Source organism: Streptomyces sp. cf386 (assembly GCF_900103585.1).
GTDB lineage: Bacteria > Actinomycetota > Actinomycetes > Streptomycetales > Streptomycetaceae > Streptomyces.
Genome location: NZ_FNHV01000009.1, coordinates 100,504 through 118,842, shown reverse-complemented (window position 1 = coordinate 118,842; position 18,339 = coordinate 100,504). Strand labels below are relative to the sequence as shown.

Below are 18,339 nucleotides of genomic sequence, written 5' to 3'. Positions count from 1 at the left end.
TGGATAGAGGTGGTTCAGCCGGGGATTCCGGCGGCCAGCAGATCCACGAAGCTGACGTCCTCGCGCGCGACTCCGAAGACCTCCGCGCGCAACATGGTGCGCTCGGCCCAGGCTCGGTGCGGCTTCACCTCGTTCATCTTGTTGGTGTACGCCGATCTCAGCACGCCCCCGCCGCCGCGCTCCGGCCGCAGGATGTCGACGGCGTCGCTGTACTCCTCGTGACTGACGACGGACAGCGCGTGCACCGCCGGCACATGGGAGGGGTGGATGCAGGTCTTGCCCAGCAGGCCGTTGGCGTGGTCGAGGGAGATCTCCCGCAGCAATCCGTCCATCGCGTGCTCAATCAGTTTCTCGCGCAGCTCCACGGCCTGTCCCTCCAGGAACGGGCTGGTCCGCAGCATCGGCTTGAACATGCGCTCGGGGACGCGGAAGTACTCCCACACCGGTCCGGTCACCGTGTACCCGGTGCCGTCGGCCCGCCCCAGCATGTTCACCACGTCGGCGATCACGGAGGCGACGATCTGGACGTCGTAGGCGGTCATGTCGGGCGCGCGCCGCAATCCGTACGCGGAGCAGAAGTCGGTGACACCGAGTCGCAGCGCGAGCACCCGGTCCCGGTACTTGTCGATGGCGCGGGCGATGCCCTCCAGGGCGTCCACGCGGGACTCCCGGTACATGAGCTCGGGCGTCTCCAGCACGGGCATGCCGAACAGCCTCTGTCCGCCGGCGGCCTCGGCGGCGGCCAGGGCCTCGAGGAAGGGGATGCCGCGTTCCTCGGTGAACTTGGGGAACACGAACCCGGACAGCAGCCGCACGGCCGGGCCCAGACGCCGGACGAGGTCGGGGATCTGCTCGGGCGTGCGCACCCGGACGAAGAGCAGCGGCAGTGCCGTGTCCGCTCGCCCCGCGAGATCCGTGAACTGCCGGACGAGGTTCTCCTCGCCCGCCGCCACGTCCTCATCACCGATGGAGTCCTCCAGGCACAGCACCATCGAAACCACGCCGTTATTCGCCTGCTTGACGATGTCGTCGGCGAGCCGCGGCCGGGTGGCCGGACTATAGAGCGTGGCGCCCAGGGCCGCGGCGAGCAGCCGGGCCGGGGAGTCGGCGGAGAACTCGCACGGCTCCTGGTGGAAGAGGCGCTGTCGCACCTCTGGGGCGATGTGCCCGAAATGACGCATAGAACTCCCCCGTGCTGGCTCAGTGGCCCCTGTGATCCGTTCATAGGTGGCCGGTAATAGTACGTAGATACCCATGTCAGGGGTTCCCGACGGGCATGAATTTCTGGTAACGCGGACAAACACGCCCGCGCACGGCCGGTCGTACCCCCGCGTTGTCGTGAGCAGGACGGAGAGGGCAGGATTGTCGGCATGACGCACGCGATGTTGAAGGGGTCGAACGTCCCGCTCGAAGCCACGACGGTACGCGCCGTGCTGCGCTGGACGCCCGGGCAGGGGGTCCCGGATGTCGACGCCTCGGCTCTACTCCTCGGCCCCGAAGGTCGTGTGCGCTCCGACGAGGACTTCGTCTTCTACAACCAGCCCCGACACCCCTCCGGGAAGGTCTGGCGACTCGGCAAGAAGCGGCTCGCCGAGGGCCTCACCGACACCATCCAGACAGATCTCACCGGTGTCGAGTCCGGCGTCGGCCAGATTCTGCTGGTCGCTTCGGCGGACGGCGTCGCCTTCGACCGCGTACGGGATCTGCGCATCCTGCTGTACGACGCGACGGTCGCCGACGCCGATCCGCTGGCGTACTTCGACATCAAGCCGGAGACGGGCCAGGAGACCGCCCTGATCTGCGGCGAGCTGTACCGCCGCGGCGAGGGCTGGAAGTTCCGCGCCCTGGGCGAGGGCTACTCGGACGGCCTCAGGGGCCTGGCCGTGGACTTCGGCATCTCGGTGGACGAGTCGGACACCCTGGACGGCCTCGCCCCGGCACCCGAGGTCTCCCAGCCGCTGCCCCCCGAGCAGCCGACGACCACGGTCCCGCCCCAGGCGGCCTACGGCTACCCCCAGCAGCCCCCGCCGACCCAGCCGGCCTACGGCTACCCCCAGCCGACCAGCCAGCCGGCCACGGCCCAGTCGGGCTACGGCTACCCGCCCCCGGTGACGGTCCCCCACCACGAGGGATTCCGCCTGCCTCCCCAAGGGCCACAATTCATCGGACGGTGACGGCAGCGCCCCTCAAGGAGCGCGGGGAACTGCGCGACCAGCCACAGACGACCCGCAGCCGCGCAACTACACACGGCCCGAGCTCCTGGGCGACTACTTCTCCGCCTTGGTCTTGTATCCGCGGCCCCACTGCAACCCCCACCCGAACAACCGATCCAACTCGGCCTGGAACCCGTAGACGAACTTCACCTCACGCCGCACCCAGAGCTCCCCCTTCACGTTCTCGATCATCACCACCGCACAGGACCGAGCCTGCGGATGTCGCTCATCGAGACCTATCTCGATCCGGGGCCCATTGCTCGGATACAGCGTGACGATCGCATGCGTACGGTCGAACGCCGGCGTCTGGTCATAGATGTACACAAAGACCAGCAGCCGCTTGATGGCCTCCCGATGATCAAGGTTGACGTACATCGTCTCCCCTGACGCCGACCCGAACCGGTCGTCCCCGCTGAGCTTCACATACGGCGGCGCGTTGACGTCCCCGAGGAACCCGCCGAGCGGCTGGACGACCCCCTTCGTCCCGTCGGCCAGCTCGTACAGGCACCCGAGGTCGAGGTCCACGTTGACCATGCTCTGGCTGTGCCCGAGCACCTCCGGCGGCCTGAGCGCCTTGAAGGGGTGGCGCAGCAGACTCTCCCGCTGCGAGCCCCCGATGTCCGACGTCCGCATACGCCAGGCCAGGTTGACCCGGAGATGGCCGGTCGCCGCACCCTGCTTGGTGAGCGAGACCCGGTCGTGCCGCTTCGTCAGCTCGATCGAGTTCGACGACGCGCTGCCCGAGTCGAACTCGGCCGCCCGGCCCCGCCAGAGTCCGTCCAAGAAGCCCATTCCGCCCCCACGTCCCACGAAAGAACCGCGTTCACCACGAAAGAACCGCGGTCACCTGGAAAAACCGGCGGGGCGGCCGGAGCACCGGCCGCCCCGCACAGAGCGTTCCTCACCCGCAGGTGTGTCATACCCCGGACGAGACCTCAGTCTTCTCGTCCGAGGTCTCCGCTTTTCCCGCCGCGGCCGCGAGCGCGCGGTTGCGGCGGACCGAGGACCAGAAGGACCAGCCGATCAGGATCACACCGATCGAGCCGGTGATGAGCTCGGGGATCTCGTACTGGATGGTGACCAGCAGGATCATGGCGAGCGCACCGATCGCGTAGTGGGCGCCGTGCTCCAGGTAGACGTACTCGTCGAGGGTGCCCTGACGCACCAGGTACACGGTGAGCGACCGGACGTACATCGCACCGATACCGAGACCCAGCGCCATCAGGACGATGTCGTTGGTGATGGCGAAGGCGCCGATCACGCCGTCGAAGGAGAAGGACGCGTCCAGGACCTCGAGGTAGAGGAACATGAAGAACGCGGCCTTGCCGGCCAGGGCGACCGCCGAGCGGGGCTTACCGGCCCGCACGGCCTCTTCCTCCGCCTCGTGCTCGCGTTCCTCCTCCTCTTCGAGCTTGTCCTCGAAGTAGCCGGAGAGACCACCCACGATCATGTACGTGATCAGGCCGCCGATACCGGAGAGCAGAACCGTCTCCGCCTTGTCGACGTGCGCGCCGCCGTGCTGGTGGGCGTTGGTCGCGAAGGTCAGCGCCGAGATCAGCAGAACGATCAGCGCGATGCAGACCGACAGCATGTCGATCTTGCCGAGCTTGGCCAGCGGGCGCTCCAGCCAGCCCAGCCACTTGATGTCCCGGTCCTCGAAGATGAAGTCCAGGAAGATCATCAGCAGGAACATACCGCCGAACGCGGCGATCGCCGGGTGGGCGTCGGTGACGAGCTGCTGGTACTGGTCCTTGTCGTTGAGCGCGAGGTTGACCGCCTCGATCGGCCCGAGGCCGGCGCTGATCGCGACGATCACGACGGGGAAGACCAGTCGCATACCGAACACGGCGATCAGGATGCCGATGGTGAGGAAGATCTTCTGCCAGAAGGCATTCATCTTCTTCAGGATTCCGGCGTTGACCACCGCGTTGTCGAAGGACAGCGAGATCTCGAGGACAGAGAGGATCGCCACGATACCGAGGGCGGTCCACCCCCCGAAGAGGACCGCTGCAACCAGGCCGAGCGCGGTGACCGCGAACGACCAACCGAAGGTTTTCAGAACCACTGGCTACCCAATCCTGTGTGTACGGGGCTCCCCCGCGCCGCACTCGGCTTTACGAACTTTTGAAGCCGAAGTCTAGTCGGCTCCCCTTCGCACCCCACCGGGCCCCGGCTTTTGCTCATATCGCGTTATGAGACGTTGACCCCGAAGTCCAGTGCGATGCCCCGGAGGCCCGACGCGTATCCCTGTCCCACCGCTCGGAACTTCCATTCTCCCTGGTAGCGGTAGACCTCGCCGAAGATCATGGCGGTCTCGGTGGAGGCGTCCTCGCTCAGGTCGTAGCGGGCGAGTTCCTGGCCGTCGGCCTGGTTCACCACGCGGATGAACGCGTTGGAGACCTGGCCGAAGGTCTGGCCGCGCTCGTCGGCCATGTGGATGGAGACCGGGAAGACGATCTTGTCGCAGTGCGCCGGCACCTTGGAGAGGTCGATCAGGAGCGACTCGTCGTCGCCGTCGCCCTCGCCGGTGAGGTTGTCCCCGGTGTGCTCCACCGAGCCGTCCGGGCTCTTGAGCTGGTTGTAGAAGACGAACCACTCATCGCCCAGGACCCGTCCGCTGTTGCACATCAGGGCGCTGGCGTCGAGGTCGAAGTCGGCTCCGGTGGTGGAGCGTGCGTCCCAGCCGAGCCCGATCATCACCTGAGTGAGGTTCGGCGCGGCCTTGGACAGGGAGACATTGCCCCCTTTGGCGAGCGTGACGCCCATGATGCTGGTCCTCCCCTGGTGGTGCTTCTTTTGTTGTCCTGCGCATCCGGCGCCGCACCCAAACGGTACGGCGCCGGACTCAGCCAGTGGTGTCCTGGACCTTCACGCCTGGGTCGAGGGACCTCAGACGTTCACACCGAAGTCCTGGGCGATGCCGCGCAGGCCCGAGGCGTAGCCCTGGCCGATGGCGCGGAACTTCCACTCCGCGCCGTGCCGGTACAGCTCGCCGAAGACCATCGCGGTCTCGGTGGACGCGTCCTCGCTGAGGTCGTAGCGCGCGATCTCGGCGCCGCCGGCCTGGTTCACGACGCGGATGAACGCGTTGCGCACCTGGCCGAAGGACTGCTGGCGGTTCTCGGCGTCGTAGATCGAGACCGGGAAGACGATCTTCTCGACGTCGGTCGGGACGCCCGCGAGGTTGATCTTGATCTGCTCGTCGTCACCCTCGCCCTCACCGGTGAGGTTGTCGCCGGTGTGCTCGACCGAGCCGTCGGCGCTCTTGAGGTTGTTGAAGAAGACGAAGTTCGCGTCGCTGCCGACCTTGCCCTCCGGGTTCAGCAGCAGCGCGCTGGCGTCCAGGTCGAAGTCGGTGCCGGTCGTGGTGCGGATGTCCCACCCCAGACCGACGATGACCGCGGTGAGACCGGGCGCCTCCTTGCTCAGTGATACGTTGCCGCCCTTGCTGAGGCTGACTCCCACGAGTCCTCCATTGGTTTCCAGGGGCGGGGAGCCCCGCCGTGCGTTTGATATGGGATCAACGACTCGATCCTAGTGACGGGTTCCCGTAGGTCGCAGGCCTTGATACCGAAGAATCACAGGGTGTCGGGATCAGGCCGGGATCAGAGGGCGTCGAGTGCCTTGACGTACTCACTGAGGTCACGGGCGTCCGGGAGCGCGTTCTCGACCGTCCACCGCACGACGCCCTCCTTGTCGATGACGAAGGTGCCGCGCACCGCGCAGCCCTTGTCCTCGGCGAAGACGCCGTAGGCGCGGCTGACCTCGCCGTGCGGCCAGAAGTCGCTGAGCAGCGGGTACTCCAGGCCCTCCTGCTCGGCGAAGACGCGCAGGGTGTGGATGGAGTCGTTGGAGACGGCCAGCACCTGCGTGTCGCGGTCGGCGAACTGCGGCAGGTTGTCGCGCACCTCGCACAGCTCGCCCGTGCACACACCGGTGAAGGCGAAGGGGTAGAAGAGCAGGACGACGTTCTTGGAACCACGGAAGTCGGAGAGCTTCACGGTCGCACCGTGGTTGTCCTTGAGCTCGAAGTCGGGGGCCTTGTCGCCGACCTGGATCGCCATCGCGTGGATGTCCCTTCGGTGGGGGCTGTTCGGGTGCAACCCACCCTATGCAGCGACCACCGCGGCCCGTGCAGGAGGCCGGGCCGGGCTTGTCGGCCCGGCCCGGCACCGTCACCGGTTACTTCTTGGACTTGGCTGCCTTGGGCGTCACCAGCCGGCTGCCGCTCCAGTCCTTGCCGACGCTGACACTCTTGGACGCCGACAGACCCGCCGTGGTCGCGGCTTCCGAGATGTCGCTGGGCTCCACGTAGCCGTCACGGCCGGTCTTCGGCGTGAGAAGCAGGATCGAGCCACCCTCTTCGATGTACGTGGTGGCGTCCACCAGCGCATCCGTCAGGTCGCCGTCCTCGTCGCGGAACCACAGCACCACGGCATCGGCAACGTCGTCGTAGTCCTCGTCCACGAGCTCGCTGCCGACGACTTCCTCGATGGACTGGCGGAGTTCCTGGTCTACGTCGTCGTCGTAGCCGATCTCCTGGACCACCTGCTCGGGCTGGAACCCCAGCCTGACGGCAGGGCTCGTCCGCTCCTCCGCGTGGTCCGCGGTCGCGCTCACGGGTTGCCTCCTGATCATGTCTTGGGAATAACTCAGCCACGCGCGTGCGCGAAGCATTGGCCGTAGTCCACACGGGCGGGACGGATCGCGCAAGTACCCGGCCGTTCAGACCGCCGAAACGGTGACGTTCCGGAACGTGTCACCGCAACTTCAGGCACACCATCATCGTCTCAAGGTGACGCACACCACACCAATCTGCCCCCTTTGTGCGTTTGGGAACCATGCGTGGGCAGTCAGCCGTTTGCAAAGCCCCCTGTTACCCCACAGTAGAGATGACGTTTGGCCCCCCTAGGTACACGATGGGGAGCGGTGCAGGCACTGAGAATCCCCAGAAACACAGCCCTCTGACAGGTAAGGAACAGCGTGGCTTCCGGATCCGATCGCAACCCGATCATCATTGGCGGCCTTCCGAGTCAGGTTCCTGACTTCGATCCCGAGGAAACCCAGGAGTGGCTCGACTCCCTCGACGCCGCCGTGGACGAGCGCGGCCGGGAGCGGGCCCGCTACCTGATGCTTCGGCTGATCGAGCGGGCCCGCGAGAAGCGTGTGGCCGTGCCCGAGATGCGCAGCACGGACTACGTCAACACGATCCCCACCAAGAGCGAGCCCTTCTTCCCGGGCAACGAGGAGATCGAGCGCAAGATCCTCAACGCGACCCGGTGGAACGCCGCGGTCATGGTGTCGAGGGCGCAGCGCCCGGGTATCGGCGTCGGCGGCCACATCGCCACGTTCGCCTCCTCCGCCTCACTCTACGACGTGGGCTTCAACCACTTCTTCCGCGGCAAGGACGAGGGCGACGGCGGCGACCAGGTCTTCTTCCAGGGCCACGCCTCCCCGGGCATCTACGCGCGCGCGTACCTGCTGGACCGGCTGAACGAGGAGAACCTCGACGCCTTCCGGCAGGAGAAGTCGAAGGCGCCGTACGGGCTGTCCAGCTACCCGCACCCGCGGCTGATGCCGGACTTCTGGGAGTTCCCGACCGTGTCGATGGGCCTCGGCCCGATCGGCGCGATCTACCAGGCGCGGATGAACCGCTACATGGAGGCGCGCGGTATCGCGGACACCTCCAAGTCGCATGTGTGGGCGTTCCTGGGCGACGGCGAGATGGACGAGCCGGAGTCGCTCGGGCAGCTGTCCATCGCCGCGCGCGAGGGCCTGGACAACCTCACCTTCGTCGTGAACTGCAACCTTCAGCGCCTGGACGGCCCGGTGCGCGGCAACGGCAAGGTCATCCAGGAGCTGGAGTCGATCTTCCGGGGCGCCGGCTGGAACGTCATCAAGCTGATCTGGGACCGCACCTGGGACCCGCTGCTCGCGCAGGACCGCGACGGCATCCTGGTCAACCGGATGAACACCACGCCGGACGGCCAGTTCCAGACGTACGCCACCGAGACCGGCGCCTACATCCGCGACCACTTCTTCGGCGACGACCAGCGGCTGCGCGCCATGGTCGAGGGCATGACCGACGACCAGATCCTGCACCTGGGCCGCGGCGGTCACGACCACCGCAAGATCTACGCCGCCTACTCGGCCGCCCGCGCCCACAAGGGCCAGCCGACGGTGATCCTCGCCAAGACGATCAAGGGCTGGACGCTCGGCCCCAACTTCGAGGGCCGCAACGCCACGCACCAGATGAAGAAGCTGACGGTCGACGACCTCAAGCGCTTCCGCGACCGGCTGCACCTGCCGATCGCCGACAAGGACCTGGACAGCGGGCTCCCGCCGTACTACCACCCCGGGCGGAAGTCCGAGGAGCTCCAGTACATGCACGACCGCCGCAAGGGGCTCGGCGGTTACGTCCCGACGCGTGTCGTGCGCTCCAAGCCGCTGGCGCTGCCGGACGACAAGACGTATGCGTCCGTGAAGAAGGGCTCGGGCCACCAGTCGATCGCGACGACCATGGCCTTTGTCCGCCTCCTCAAGGACCTCATGCGGGACAAGGAGATCGGCAGGCGGTTCGTCCTGATCGCGCCGGACGAGTACCGCACGTTCGGCATGGACTCGTTCTTCCCGAGCGCGAAGATCTACAACCCGCTCGGCCAGCAGTACGAGGCGGTCGACCGCGATCTGCTGCTCGCCTACAAGGAGTCGCCGCAGGGCCAGATGCTGCACGACGGCATCTCTGAGGCGGGCTGTACGGCCTCGCTGATCGCGGCGGGTTCGGCGTACGCCACCCACGGCGAGCCGCTGATCCCCGTCTACGTCTTCTACTCGATGTTCGGGTTCCAGCGCACCGGCGACCAGTTCTGGCAGATGGCGGACCAGCTGGCGCGCGGTTTCGTGCTGGGCGCGACCGCCGGCCGGACGACGCTGACCGGTGAGGGCCTCCAGCACGCGGACGGCCACTCGCAGCTGCTCGCCTCGACGAACCCGGGCTGTGTCGCCTACGACCCGGCGTACTCGTACGAGATCGCGCACATCGTGCAGGACGGTCTGCGCCGGATGTACGGCGGTTCGGCCGAACACCCGCACGGCGAGGACGTCTTCTACTACCTCACCGTCTACAACGAGCCCATCCAGCACCCGGCCGAGCCGGAGGACGTCGACGTCGAGGGCATCCTCAAGGGCGTCCACCGCCTCGGTGAGGGCACGGCGGGGTCCATCCCGGCGCAGATCATCGCGTCCGGTGTGGCGGTCCCCTGGGCGGTCGAGGCGCAGAGGATCCTCGCCGAGGAGTGGAACGTCAAGGCCGGCGTCTGGTCGGCGACCTCCTGGAACGAGCTGCGGCGCGAGGCCGTCGAGTGCGAGCGGCACAACCTGCTGCATCCCGAGGAGGAGCAGCGCGTGCCGTGGGTGACGCGCAAACTGAGCGGCGCCGAGGGGCCGTTCGTGGCCGTCTCCGACTGGATGCGGTCGGTGCCGGACCAGATCGCCCGCTGGGTGCCGGGGACGTACCAGTCGCTGGGCGCGGACGGTTTCGGCTTCGCCGACACCCGCGGGGCGGCTCGCCGCTTCTTCCACATCGACGCGCAGTCGATCGTGGTGGCGGTGCTGACGGAGCTGGCGAAGGAGGGGAAGGTGGACCGGTCGGCGCTGAAGCAGGCGATCGACCGCTACCAGCTGCTGGACGTTTCGGCGGCGGACCCGGGCGCCGCGGGCGGCGACGCGTAGGTTCGGCCGGCGTCAACGGCTCGATGGGGTGGTGTGCCCGTGGGTGACCTGCGGGATACACCGCCCCTTCACATTTCCTACGATGCGCCCATGAAGGAAGCTCCCGCACAAGTCCGTTGGGAACGGCATACCCAGCGGCCGCTGTTCGGCATGGCTCTGGGGTTCGCCGTGGCCTATGCCGTGCCGATCGTCGACCCGGACGCGAGCCGTGAGGTGGTGTCCGCGTGCCTCGCCGTGGAGTGGGTGGTGTGGGGCGCGTTCGCGCTGGACTACGTCGTCCGGCTCGCCCTCGCCGAGCGGCGCGTGGAGTTCGTACGCGGTCACTGGCTCGACCTGTGCGCGGTGGTGCTGCCGCTGGTCCAGCCGCTACGGCTGCTGCGGCTCGTGTCCACGCTGCTGCTCGTCGGGCAGCGTGCCCGGATGGCGTCGCAGGTGCGGCTCACCACGTATGTCGCCGGGTCGGTGGTCGGGCTGTTGATGTTCGGGTCGCTGGCGGTGCTGTCCGTCGAGCGGGACTCGCCGAACGGGAACATCAAGACGCTGGGTGACGCGGTGTGGTGGTCGTTCACGACGATGACGACGGTTGGCTACGGCGATCATGCGCCGACCACGGGCGTGGGGCGGATGCTCGCGGTGGGGCTGATGCTGTCGGGGATCGCGCTGCTGGGTGTGGTGACCGCGAACATCGCCGCCTGGTTCATAGCGCGCTTCGAGATGGACGACGTGGAGGAACGCCGCCAGACGGAGGCGATACGAGTACTGACGGAGGAGGTCCGGGCGCTGCGGGCCGAGGTCGCTTCGCTGTCGGGGGCGGCGGTGCCGGGGCAGGTGGGCGAGGAGAAGGTGCGTTAGAGGGGTACCGGGCGTTGGGCCTGGGCGGGGGTGAGTCGCTCACCCGCGCTGGCGGGGTGCCGCCTTCTTTGGGACGGGCGCCGCCCCAGCGGCACGAATGCCCGCAGCTACGGCAGCTGCAACGCCCCTAGGGGCGCGGGGAACTGCGCGACCAGCCACCCCACGCCCCGCAGTCCGCAGCCGGTCTGGGCCCCTACGGCGCAGCCGCACCGACCCAGCCAGCCGCAGGCCATCCGCGGGCTAGATGTGCGCCGCGCCCGCTCCCGCCTCCGCGTTCTCCCCCCGCTTCGTGAGGAAGGCCACGAACACCGCCACGACCGCCACCCCCGCCGCGACCAGCGACGCCAGGCTCATGCCCGAGATGAACGTGTCGTGCGCGACGTCCGTGATCTTCGCGGCGATGGCGTCCGGGGTGCCCGGAGCCAAGGGGGCCACGCCCACCTGGACCGCCTCGGAGGCCTGCGCCTCTTGGGCCGCCGTCAGCGGCGGAAGCCCCGCGGAGGTCCAGTTGCCGGCGAGGTCGCTGTCGACCTTGGAGGCCATCACGGCGCCCAGGACGGCCGTACCGAGGCTGCCGCCGATCTGCATCGCGGCCTGCTGGAGACCGCCGGCCACGCCGGACAGCTCCATGGGCGCGTTACCGACGATGACCTCCGTGGCGCCGACCATGACCGGCGCGAGGCCGAGGCCGAGCAGGGCGAACCAGAGCGACATGATGCCGCTGCCGGTGTCCGTCTCCAGCGTGGACATGCCGTACATGGCGATCGCGGTGGCCGCCATACCGCCCGCCAGCGGGATCCGCGGGCCCAGCTTGGTGATCATCGCGCCCGCGAGCGGGGAGCCGACGATCATCATGCCGGTCAGGGGCAGGAGGTGCAGACCCGCGTCGATCGGGCTCATGCCATGGACGTTCTGGAGGTAGAACGTCACGAAGAACAGGCCGCCCATGAACGCGATGGCCATCAGGACCATCAGGACGACGCCCGCCGACAGCGGGACCGAGCGGAACAGCGCCAGCGGGATCAGCGGCTCCTTCACCTTCGTCTCCCAGAAGGCGAAGAGCACGAAGCCCAGCACCGACCCGGCTATGAACAGCCACGTCTGGCCGGAGCCCCAGCCCCACTCCGGGGCCTTGATCAGGGCCCAGACGAGGCAGAACATCGCGGCCGAGAGGAGGCCGATGCCCAGGACGTCGAAGGAGCGCGGGGCGTTCTCCGCGCGGTGGTCGAGCAGGATCAGGACGCCGAGGACGACGGCGAGGATGCCGACCGGCACGTTGATGAAGAACACCGACTGCCAGTTGACGTGCTCGACGAGGACACCGCCGAGGATCGGACCGCCCGCGGTGGACGCGCCGATGACCATGCCCCAGATGCCGATGGCCATGTTGAGCTTCTCGGCCGGGAAGGTGGCCCGCAGCAGGCCGAGCGCGGCCGGCATCAGCAGCGCGCCGAACAGGCCCTGGAAGACACGGAAGACAACGACCGCGCCGATGCTGCTGGACAGCCCGATCGCACCGGAGGCGGCGGCGAAGCCGACCACGCCGATCAGGAAGGTCTGGCGGTGCCCGAACCGGTCGCCGAGCTTGCCGGCGGTGATCAGGGAGACCGCGAGGGCGAGGAAGTAGCCGTTGGTGATCCACTGCACCTCGGCGAAGGTGGCGCCGAGGTCCTTCTGGATGGCCGGGTTGGCAATGGCCACGATGGTGCCGTCGAGGGCCACCATCATGACCCCCACTGCGACGGTGATCAGGGTGAACCAAGGGTGCCCGCGCAGCCCCTTGGCCGGCGCCGCGTCCGACGGAGCTGCTGGTGCCTTGCCCCCCGACCCCGTCGTTTCGATGGTGGTCTGACTAGTCATGCGTTCGAGGCTAATGACAGCCACTGACAATTGACAAACCAATTCACAAGTCGGTAACTGACACCCATGGAAACACTGCGCGAACGCAAGAAGCAGCGCACTCGGGACGCACTGCTGCGCACCGCGCTGGAGCTGTTCACCACCCAGGGCTACGAGAACACCACCGTCGACGACATCGCCGAGGCCGTCGACGTGTCACAGCGCACCTTCTTCCGCTACTTCGCCGGCAAGGAGGAGGCCGCCCTCGCGGTGCAGGGGATCACGGTCGCGCACTTCCTGGAGGCGGTGCGCGAGCGCCCGTCGCACGAGCCTCCGATGGAGGCGCTGCGACAGGCCGTGTTGGAGGGCTGGGACACGCTCAACGAGGTGGTCGAGGCCGTCGTACCGATCGGGCTGTATCTGCGGATGTACCAGGTCATCGAGTCGACGCCGGTCCTGCTCGCCGCCCATCTGCGGCACTCGGTGGAGATCGAGGAGGCGATCGCGCACATCCTCGCCGAGCGCGAGGGCGTCGACGTCGACGCCGATCCGCGGCCCCGGCTGGCGGTGGCCGTGTTCGGCGGGGTGATGCGACTGACGGAGCGTCAGTGGAGCGCGGGCGAGGACTTCAGCCTCGACGCCATGCGGGCACTGACCGTCTCGCATCTCGAACAGGTGGGCCCCGCACTCAGCGAGAGCTGGCGAACACGCTGAGGTCATGGGCGCGTTCGCACCGCCGTGATCGAAACGTGATACCTGTCACTTGGTTAACGCGAGACCCTGTCGTTCTCCTAGTGTGTCCTCCCAGTGACTTCCTTCGACACGTCCCCGCAACTGAACGTCTGGCGCGCACTGCTCGCGCTGGCCGTGGTGTTCGTGATGCTGGCGACCACCGGCTGGACCGCCCTGCGCAACCACCGGAGCACCCCGCCGCTCCAGGCCTCGCTCAGCGCCTGGGAGCACGGCAGCATCGCCGGACACCGGCTGCCGGCCGCGGACTCCTCCCCCGCCCGGCTCGCCCGTTTCTTCGCCTCGCTCACCGGCCAGCAGCGCGGCACCCTCGCCGTCCGCTACCCGCTCGCGGTCGGCAACATGAACGGCGCCCCCGTCGAGCTGCGCTACCGCGCCAACCGCATCGCGCTGGACGAGGCGCGCAAGGTCGAGCGCAAACGCATGCACGACAGCGGGCTCACGCCCGACGGACAGCGCGAGGCGGGCCGCCGTATGCATCGCTTCGAGGCGATGATGCAGGCGGACCGGCACATCCTCGCCTTCGACCCGGAGGGTTCCGGGCGGGCCGCGGAGGTGTTCGGCGATCTGACGAAGGCCGAGCGGATCTCGGTCGTGGTCCCCGGCGTCGACACCAACCTGCTGACCTTCCAGCGCACCAGCCGCAAGTACTCGGCCCCCGTCGGCATGGCGGAGTCCCTGTACGCGGCCGAGCGCACGGCGAGCCCTTCGACGCGTACGGCCGTGATCGCCTGGGCCGACTACACCGCGCCGGACGGCCTCGGCATCGACTCGGCGACGGCGATGCGGGCCGCGTCCGGGGCCGTACGTCTGAACGCGCTGGTGCGGGGGCTGCCCGGCGCCTCGCCCGTCTCCCTGTTCTGCCACAGCTACGGCTCGGTGCTGTGCGGCGTGGCCGCGCGCTCGCTGCCGGCGCGGGTGGCCGACATAGCGGTGGCCGGAAGCCCCGGCATGCGGGTCGAGAACGCCTCTCAGTTGCGCACGTCCGCGCAGGTGTGGGCGATGCGGGACGCGGACGACTGGGTCCAGGACGTGCCGTATCTCGAGGTCGGCGGTCTGGGACACGGGGAGGACCCGGTGTCTGCGGTGTTCGGGGCGCGGGTGCTGTCGGCGCGGGAGGCGAAGGGGCACGGCGGCTATTTCGAGCCGGGCACGGACAGCATCGCGAACTTCGCCGAGATCGGGGTTGGCGCGTACGAGTCGGTGCGGTGTGCTGACAATGCCGAAGCCTGTCGGGCGGGTTTGTCCGACACGGCGTCGGCCGGACGCGCGTAGAAGCGCAGGAACTGCGGTCTGCGCGGGGTGGCGACGGAGGAGCGCGTGCCGCATACGATGAGCCGCATGGGTGACGTACTGGCCGGATTTCATGCCGCCTGGGAGTTCGAGTCCGACTCCGTGCTCATCCGTTACGAACGGGGGATTCGAACACCCAAGCTCTTTCAGGCCCTGGGCGAACGACGTGTTCCCCTCGACGCGATCGCCGGGGTGACCCTGACGCCCGGCAAGCGCGGGACCGTCGCGCTGCGCATCGAGATGCGGGCGGGCGCCGATCCGTTGATGGAGGCGGCGGCCGGGCAGCTGAAGGAGGGCGGGGATCCGTATCGGCTGGTGCTGCCGGCCGAGCGCGAGACGCTGGCCGAGTACTACGCCGACGAATTGCGGGCGCAGTTGGCGGAGTCCGGGGCGGCCGAGGAGTTTCTCGTGGGTGCGCCCGAGGTGCCGTTGCAGTTCAAGGCGTATGACGGGAAGGCGTCCTTCGACGGGAGCATCGTTCGGTTCCGGTGGTTCTGGACGGGGGCGTCCTCGGCGAAGTGGAAGGCCGGGGACCAGAGCTTTTCGGTGACGGAGCTGAGTGGGGTCGAGTGGCGCTCGCCGGAGGTGTTCGAGGGGCATCTACGGCTGTTGCGACGGGACGCGGGCGACGGGCAGGCGGCGCAGGCGGATCAGGATCCGGCGACTGTGGTGTTCGGGCTGGGGTATGGGCCGGTGCATGAGTCGTTGCCGTTCGCTGCCGCTGTGTTGGCGGCGGTTCGGGAGCGCTCGGCGACACCGGCGGCTGTCCCGGCCGCGGCTGCGCCGCGCCGGGATCCTGCCGATATCGCCGAGCGGATTCGTCACCTGGGGGAACTTCATCAGGCTGGGTTGGTGACGGATGAGGAGTTCTCGGTGAAGAAGGCCGAGTTGTTGGCGGAGCTTTAGGACTACCCGTCTGCCGGGGGCGGTTCCGTTGTCGGCGGCATCTACTCCCGTCCGGCAGAAGTGAACCGCATGTCCGTGTACCTGTCGCCTGCCACCTTCGATGCGATCGGCTCCAGCAGGGCCAGGTCCTCCTGCGTCAGTTCGATCCGTGTCGCCCCCGCGTTCTCCTCCACCCGCGTCGGCTTGCGGGTGCCCGGGATCGGGATGACCGGGAGGTTGTGTACGGCTGCCTGCTGCTGGACCCAGGCCAGGGCGATCTGGCCCAGGGAGGCGTCGTGGGACTCGGCGACCGTGCGGATCGGGTCCAGCAGGGCGCCGTTCGCTGCCGCGTTCTCGCCCGTGAAGCGGGGCTGTTGGCGGCGGAAGTCGTCCGTGGTCAGGTCCTCGGCCTTGGCGAAGGAACCGGTGAGGAAGCCGCGGCCCAGCGGGGAGTACGGCACCAGGGTCACGTCCAGTTCGCGGGCCGCCGGGACCACGTTCGCCTCGATGTCGCGGCTGAAGAGCGACCACTCGGACTGGACGGCCGCGATGGGGTGCACGGCGTGCGCGTCCCGCAGTTCGCCGGCCGTCACCTCGCTGAGGCCCAGGTGCTTGACCTTGCCCTCGCGGACCAGCTCGGCCATGACGCCGACGGTCTCCTCGATGGGGACGTTCACGTCGCGGCGGTGCATGTAGTAGAGGTCGATCGCGTCGACGTCCAGGCGCTTCAGGCTGGCCTCGACGCACTGCCTTATGTAGGGCGCGTCATTGCGGATGATCCGCTTCGTCGGGTCGTCCGGGTGGATCGCCAGGGCGAACTTCGTGGCGATGACGACCTCGTCGCGGTGCGCCTTGAAGAAGGGGGAGAGGAACTTCTCGTTCTCGCCCGCGCCGTAGGCGTCCGCCGTGTCGTAGAGGGTGACGCCGAGCTCCAGTGCGCGTTCCAGGGTCGCCCTGGACGCGTCCGCGTCCGTGGGACCGTACGCGAAGCTCATGCCCATGCAGCCGAGGCCCTGCACGCCCACCTCGGGGCCCTGCGCGCCGAGTCGTGCGGTCGCGATCCTGCTGCTGTCCGTCATCCGGCCTGCTCCGTCTTCTCTTGCTGGTATGTCTTGTCCTGCTCGTACAGACGCCCCGCGTCCGCGTAGAAACTGATCTTCCGGTCGAGCACGGCCAGCGTGTCCTGCAGCTCGGCGATCCGGGCGAGGACGTCGCGGCGGGTCTCTTCGAGGAGTTCGAACCGCTCGCCGAAGGTGTGGTCGCCCTCGCGCACCAGCTCCGCGTACCGGACCATGTCGGCGACCGGCATGCCGGTCAGCCGCAGCTTGCCCACGAGGTCGAGCCAGTCCAAGTCGCGGTTGCAGTAGCGGCGCTGGCCGGTGTGCGAGCGGTCGACGTGCGGCATGAGGCCGATCCGCTCGTACCAGCGCAGGGTGTGGGCCGTCAGACCGGTGAAGGCGACGACCTCGCTGATCGTGTAGCTGTCCTGGCCTTCCGGGCGCCGGTGCGGGTGGGGCGGGGCGGCGCAGCTGTCGGTCCTGGTACTCGTGGTCTCCATCACCGTCATGTGCTCAACGCTATGGCCTTGGAGTGCGCTCCAAGCAAGCGGAAACGGTAAGAAAAGCGGGGGACGTGGCGTGATCGCCGTGGTGAGCGTGCGCCGTATGAGTCTTGTACGACGTGCCACGCCCGAGGACGCGGAGGAAGTGCCGCGTCTGCGTCAGGTGATGATCGACTCGCTGCCCGGTGGCGACGGCTCCACGGAGTGGCACGCGGAGTCCCTTCCGGCGCTGAGAGGGAAGCTGGGCGGCACCATCGTGGCTGGTCGCGCAGTTCCCCGCGCCCCTTGAGGGCGCTCCCGAACCGCCCGCTGTACACCTCGCCGGCCTTCACGCGGGATAACAGGGACCCTCTGATGCGGCTGTATCTGTGAGCGGCTTAGGCTCACAGGCATGTCCTTGCAGAGCCTCGCGTTGATCGAGAACTGGCCGGTTCCCACCGCCGCGGCGGGTGTGGTGCGGGCCGACGGGACGGTCCTCGGGACCCACGGCCCCGTCGCGCACCGCTTCCCCCTCGCCTCGGTCACCAAGCCGCTGGCCGCGTACGCCGTGCTCGTCGCCTACGAGGAGGGCGCGGTCGAGCTCGACGAGGCGGCCGGGCCTCAGGGGGCGACCGTGCGGCATCTGCTCGCGCACACCTCGGGGCTGGCCTTCGACGAGCACCGGGTGACGGCCCCGCCCGGGGAGCGGCGGCTGTACTCCAACGCCGGGTTCGAGCAGCTCGGGGACCATGTGGCCAAGGCCACGGACATTCCGTTCGCTGAGTATCTGCGGCAGGCGGTGCTGGAGCCGCTGGGGATGACGGCCACGTCGTTGGAGGGCTCCCCGGCGAAGGACGGGGTGTCCACGGTCGAGGATCTGCTGCGGTTCGCGGCGGAGGTGCAGGCGCCGCGGCTGCTGGACCCGCGAACGGTCGCCGAGGCGATGACCGTGCAGTACCCGGGGACGAAGGGCGTGCTGCCGGGGTACGGGCACCAGAACCCCAACGACTGGGGGCTCGGCTTCGAGATCCGTGACGGAAAGTCGCCGCACTGGACGGGTTCGGCGTCCTCGCCGCGCACGTTCGGGCACTTCGGGCAGTCGGGTACGTTCCTGTGGATCGACCCGGCGGCGGGCGCGGCCTGTGTCGCGCTGACGGACCGGGCCTTCGGGCCGTGGGCGGTCGAGGTGTGGCCGCCGTTCACGGACGCGGTGCTCGCCGAGGTCGGGCGGTAGGC

At 68.5% G+C, this 18,339-nt stretch carries 17 protein-coding genes and 1 pseudogene; 8 read left to right on the top strand and 10 right to left on the bottom strand.

What is annotated here, in order from left to right; genetic code table 11:
• Positions 1-14: 14 nt before the first annotated feature.
• Positions 15-1,181 carry an HpcH/HpaI aldolase/citrate lyase family protein gene (locus tag BLU79_RS23710; RefSeq protein ID WP_093907886.1) on the bottom strand — a complete coding sequence of 389 codons (1,167 nt, stop codon included), beginning with the start codon at positions 1,179-1,181 and terminating at the stop codon, positions 15-17.
• A gap of 189 nt (positions 1,182-1,370) precedes the next feature.
• Between BLU79_RS23710 and BLU79_RS23705 the strand changes: the two genes are divergently transcribed.
• Complete coding sequence (locus BLU79_RS23705; RefSeq protein ID WP_093907885.1) at positions 1,371-2,174, top strand: TerD family protein; 804 nt, start codon at positions 1,371-1,373, stop codon at positions 2,172-2,174.
• Positions 2,175-2,267: 93 nt separating this feature from the next.
• On the opposite strand, the gene BLU79_RS23700 is transcribed toward BLU79_RS23705, so the two are convergent.
• The 6 genes from BLU79_RS23700 to BLU79_RS23675 all read right to left on the bottom strand — a co-directional run bounded on the left by BLU79_RS23700 (position 2,268) and on the right by BLU79_RS23675 (position 6,833).
• The gene (locus BLU79_RS23700) at positions 2,268-3,005 is read right to left on the bottom strand and encodes a TerD family protein (protein ID WP_093907884.1); all 738 of its coding nucleotides are present in this window, start codon (positions 3,003-3,005) and stop codon (positions 2,268-2,270) included.
• A 124-nt stretch (positions 3,006-3,129) separates the two neighbouring features.
• Entirely contained in the window at positions 3,130-4,278 is a 1,149-nt protein-coding gene (locus BLU79_RS23695) for a DUF475 domain-containing protein (RefSeq protein WP_093907883.1), read from the bottom strand.
• A 125-nt stretch (positions 4,279-4,403) separates the two neighbouring features.
• Complete coding sequence (locus BLU79_RS23690; RefSeq protein ID WP_093907882.1) at positions 4,404-4,979, bottom strand: TerD family protein; 576 nt, start codon at positions 4,977-4,979, stop codon at positions 4,404-4,406.
• A gap of 123 nt (positions 4,980-5,102) precedes the next feature.
• Complete coding sequence (locus tag BLU79_RS23685) at positions 5,103-5,678, bottom strand: TerD family protein (RefSeq protein ID WP_093907881.1); 576 nt, start codon at positions 5,676-5,678, stop codon at positions 5,103-5,105.
• Between the two features lie 140 nt (positions 5,679-5,818).
• Positions 5,819-6,277, bottom strand: a complete 459-nt coding sequence (locus BLU79_RS23680) for a peroxiredoxin (protein WP_093907880.1) — start codon at positions 6,275-6,277, stop codon at positions 5,819-5,821.
• 118 nt (positions 6,278-6,395) lie between these two features.
• Complete coding sequence (locus BLU79_RS23675) at positions 6,396-6,833, bottom strand: DUF3052 domain-containing protein (RefSeq protein ID WP_177001149.1); 438 nt, start codon at positions 6,831-6,833, stop codon at positions 6,396-6,398.
• Positions 6,834-7,196: 363 nt separating this feature from the next.
• On the opposite strand from BLU79_RS23675, the gene aceE reads away from it, so the two are divergent.
• Positions 7,197-9,944, top strand: coding sequence for a pyruvate dehydrogenase (acetyl-transferring), homodimeric type (gene aceE, locus BLU79_RS23670; RefSeq protein ID WP_093907878.1), 2,748 nt, complete (start codon positions 7,197-7,199; stop codon positions 9,942-9,944).
• Positions 9,945-10,034: 90 nt separating this feature from the next.
• Entirely contained in the window at positions 10,035-10,796 is a 762-nt protein-coding gene (locus tag BLU79_RS23665; RefSeq protein ID WP_093907877.1) for a potassium channel family protein, read from the top strand.
• A 240-nt stretch (positions 10,797-11,036) separates the two neighbouring features.
• Here the strand turns inward: BLU79_RS23665 and BLU79_RS23660 are convergent, their stop codons facing one another.
• A complete protein-coding gene (locus tag BLU79_RS23660; RefSeq protein ID WP_093907876.1) occupies positions 11,037-12,656 on the bottom strand; it encodes an MFS transporter in 1,620 nt (539 codons plus the stop codon).
• A 66-nt stretch (positions 12,657-12,722) separates the two neighbouring features.
• Between BLU79_RS23660 and BLU79_RS23655 the strand changes: the two genes are divergently transcribed.
• From BLU79_RS23655 to BLU79_RS23645, 3 genes are all read left to right on the top strand, one after another.
• Positions 12,723-13,349, top strand: coding sequence for a TetR family transcriptional regulator (locus tag BLU79_RS23655; protein WP_093907875.1), 627 nt, complete (start codon positions 12,723-12,725; stop codon positions 13,347-13,349).
• Positions 13,350-13,442: 93 nt separating this feature from the next.
• Positions 13,443-14,660, top strand: coding sequence for an alpha/beta hydrolase (locus BLU79_RS23650; protein ID WP_093907874.1), 1,218 nt, complete (start codon positions 13,443-13,445; stop codon positions 14,658-14,660).
• A gap of 57 nt (positions 14,661-14,717) precedes the next feature.
• Positions 14,718-15,584: a DUF4429 domain-containing protein gene (locus BLU79_RS23645; RefSeq protein ID WP_093908125.1), complete on the top strand. Its 867-nt coding sequence runs from the start codon at positions 14,718-14,720 to the stop codon at positions 15,582-15,584.
• A gap of 41 nt (positions 15,585-15,625) precedes the next feature.
• Here the strand turns inward: BLU79_RS23645 and BLU79_RS23640 are convergent, their stop codons facing one another.
• Both BLU79_RS23640 and BLU79_RS23635 read right to left on the bottom strand, forming a co-directional pair.
• A complete protein-coding gene (locus BLU79_RS23640) occupies positions 15,626-16,642 on the bottom strand; it encodes an aldo/keto reductase (RefSeq protein ID WP_093907873.1) in 1,017 nt (338 codons plus the stop codon).
• Positions 16,639-17,130 (bottom strand): MerR family transcriptional regulator, encoded by a 492-nt coding sequence (locus BLU79_RS23635; RefSeq protein WP_177001148.1) that lies wholly within the window; start codon positions 17,128-17,130, stop codon positions 16,639-16,641. The genes BLU79_RS23640 and BLU79_RS23635 overlap by 4 nt, the downstream gene beginning before the upstream one ends.
• A 97-nt stretch (positions 17,131-17,227) precedes the next feature.
• On the opposite strand from BLU79_RS23635, the pseudogene BLU79_RS23630 reads away from it, so the two are divergent.
• Positions 17,228-17,371, top strand: a pseudogene (locus BLU79_RS23630) (GNAT family N-acetyltransferase); the annotation flags it as partial.
• A 144-nt stretch (positions 17,372-17,515) separates the two neighbouring features.
• A complete protein-coding gene (locus tag BLU79_RS23625) occupies positions 17,516-18,337 on the top strand; it encodes a serine hydrolase domain-containing protein (RefSeq protein ID WP_093907872.1) in 822 nt (273 codons plus the stop codon).
• Positions 18,338-18,339: the final 2 nt, after the last annotated feature.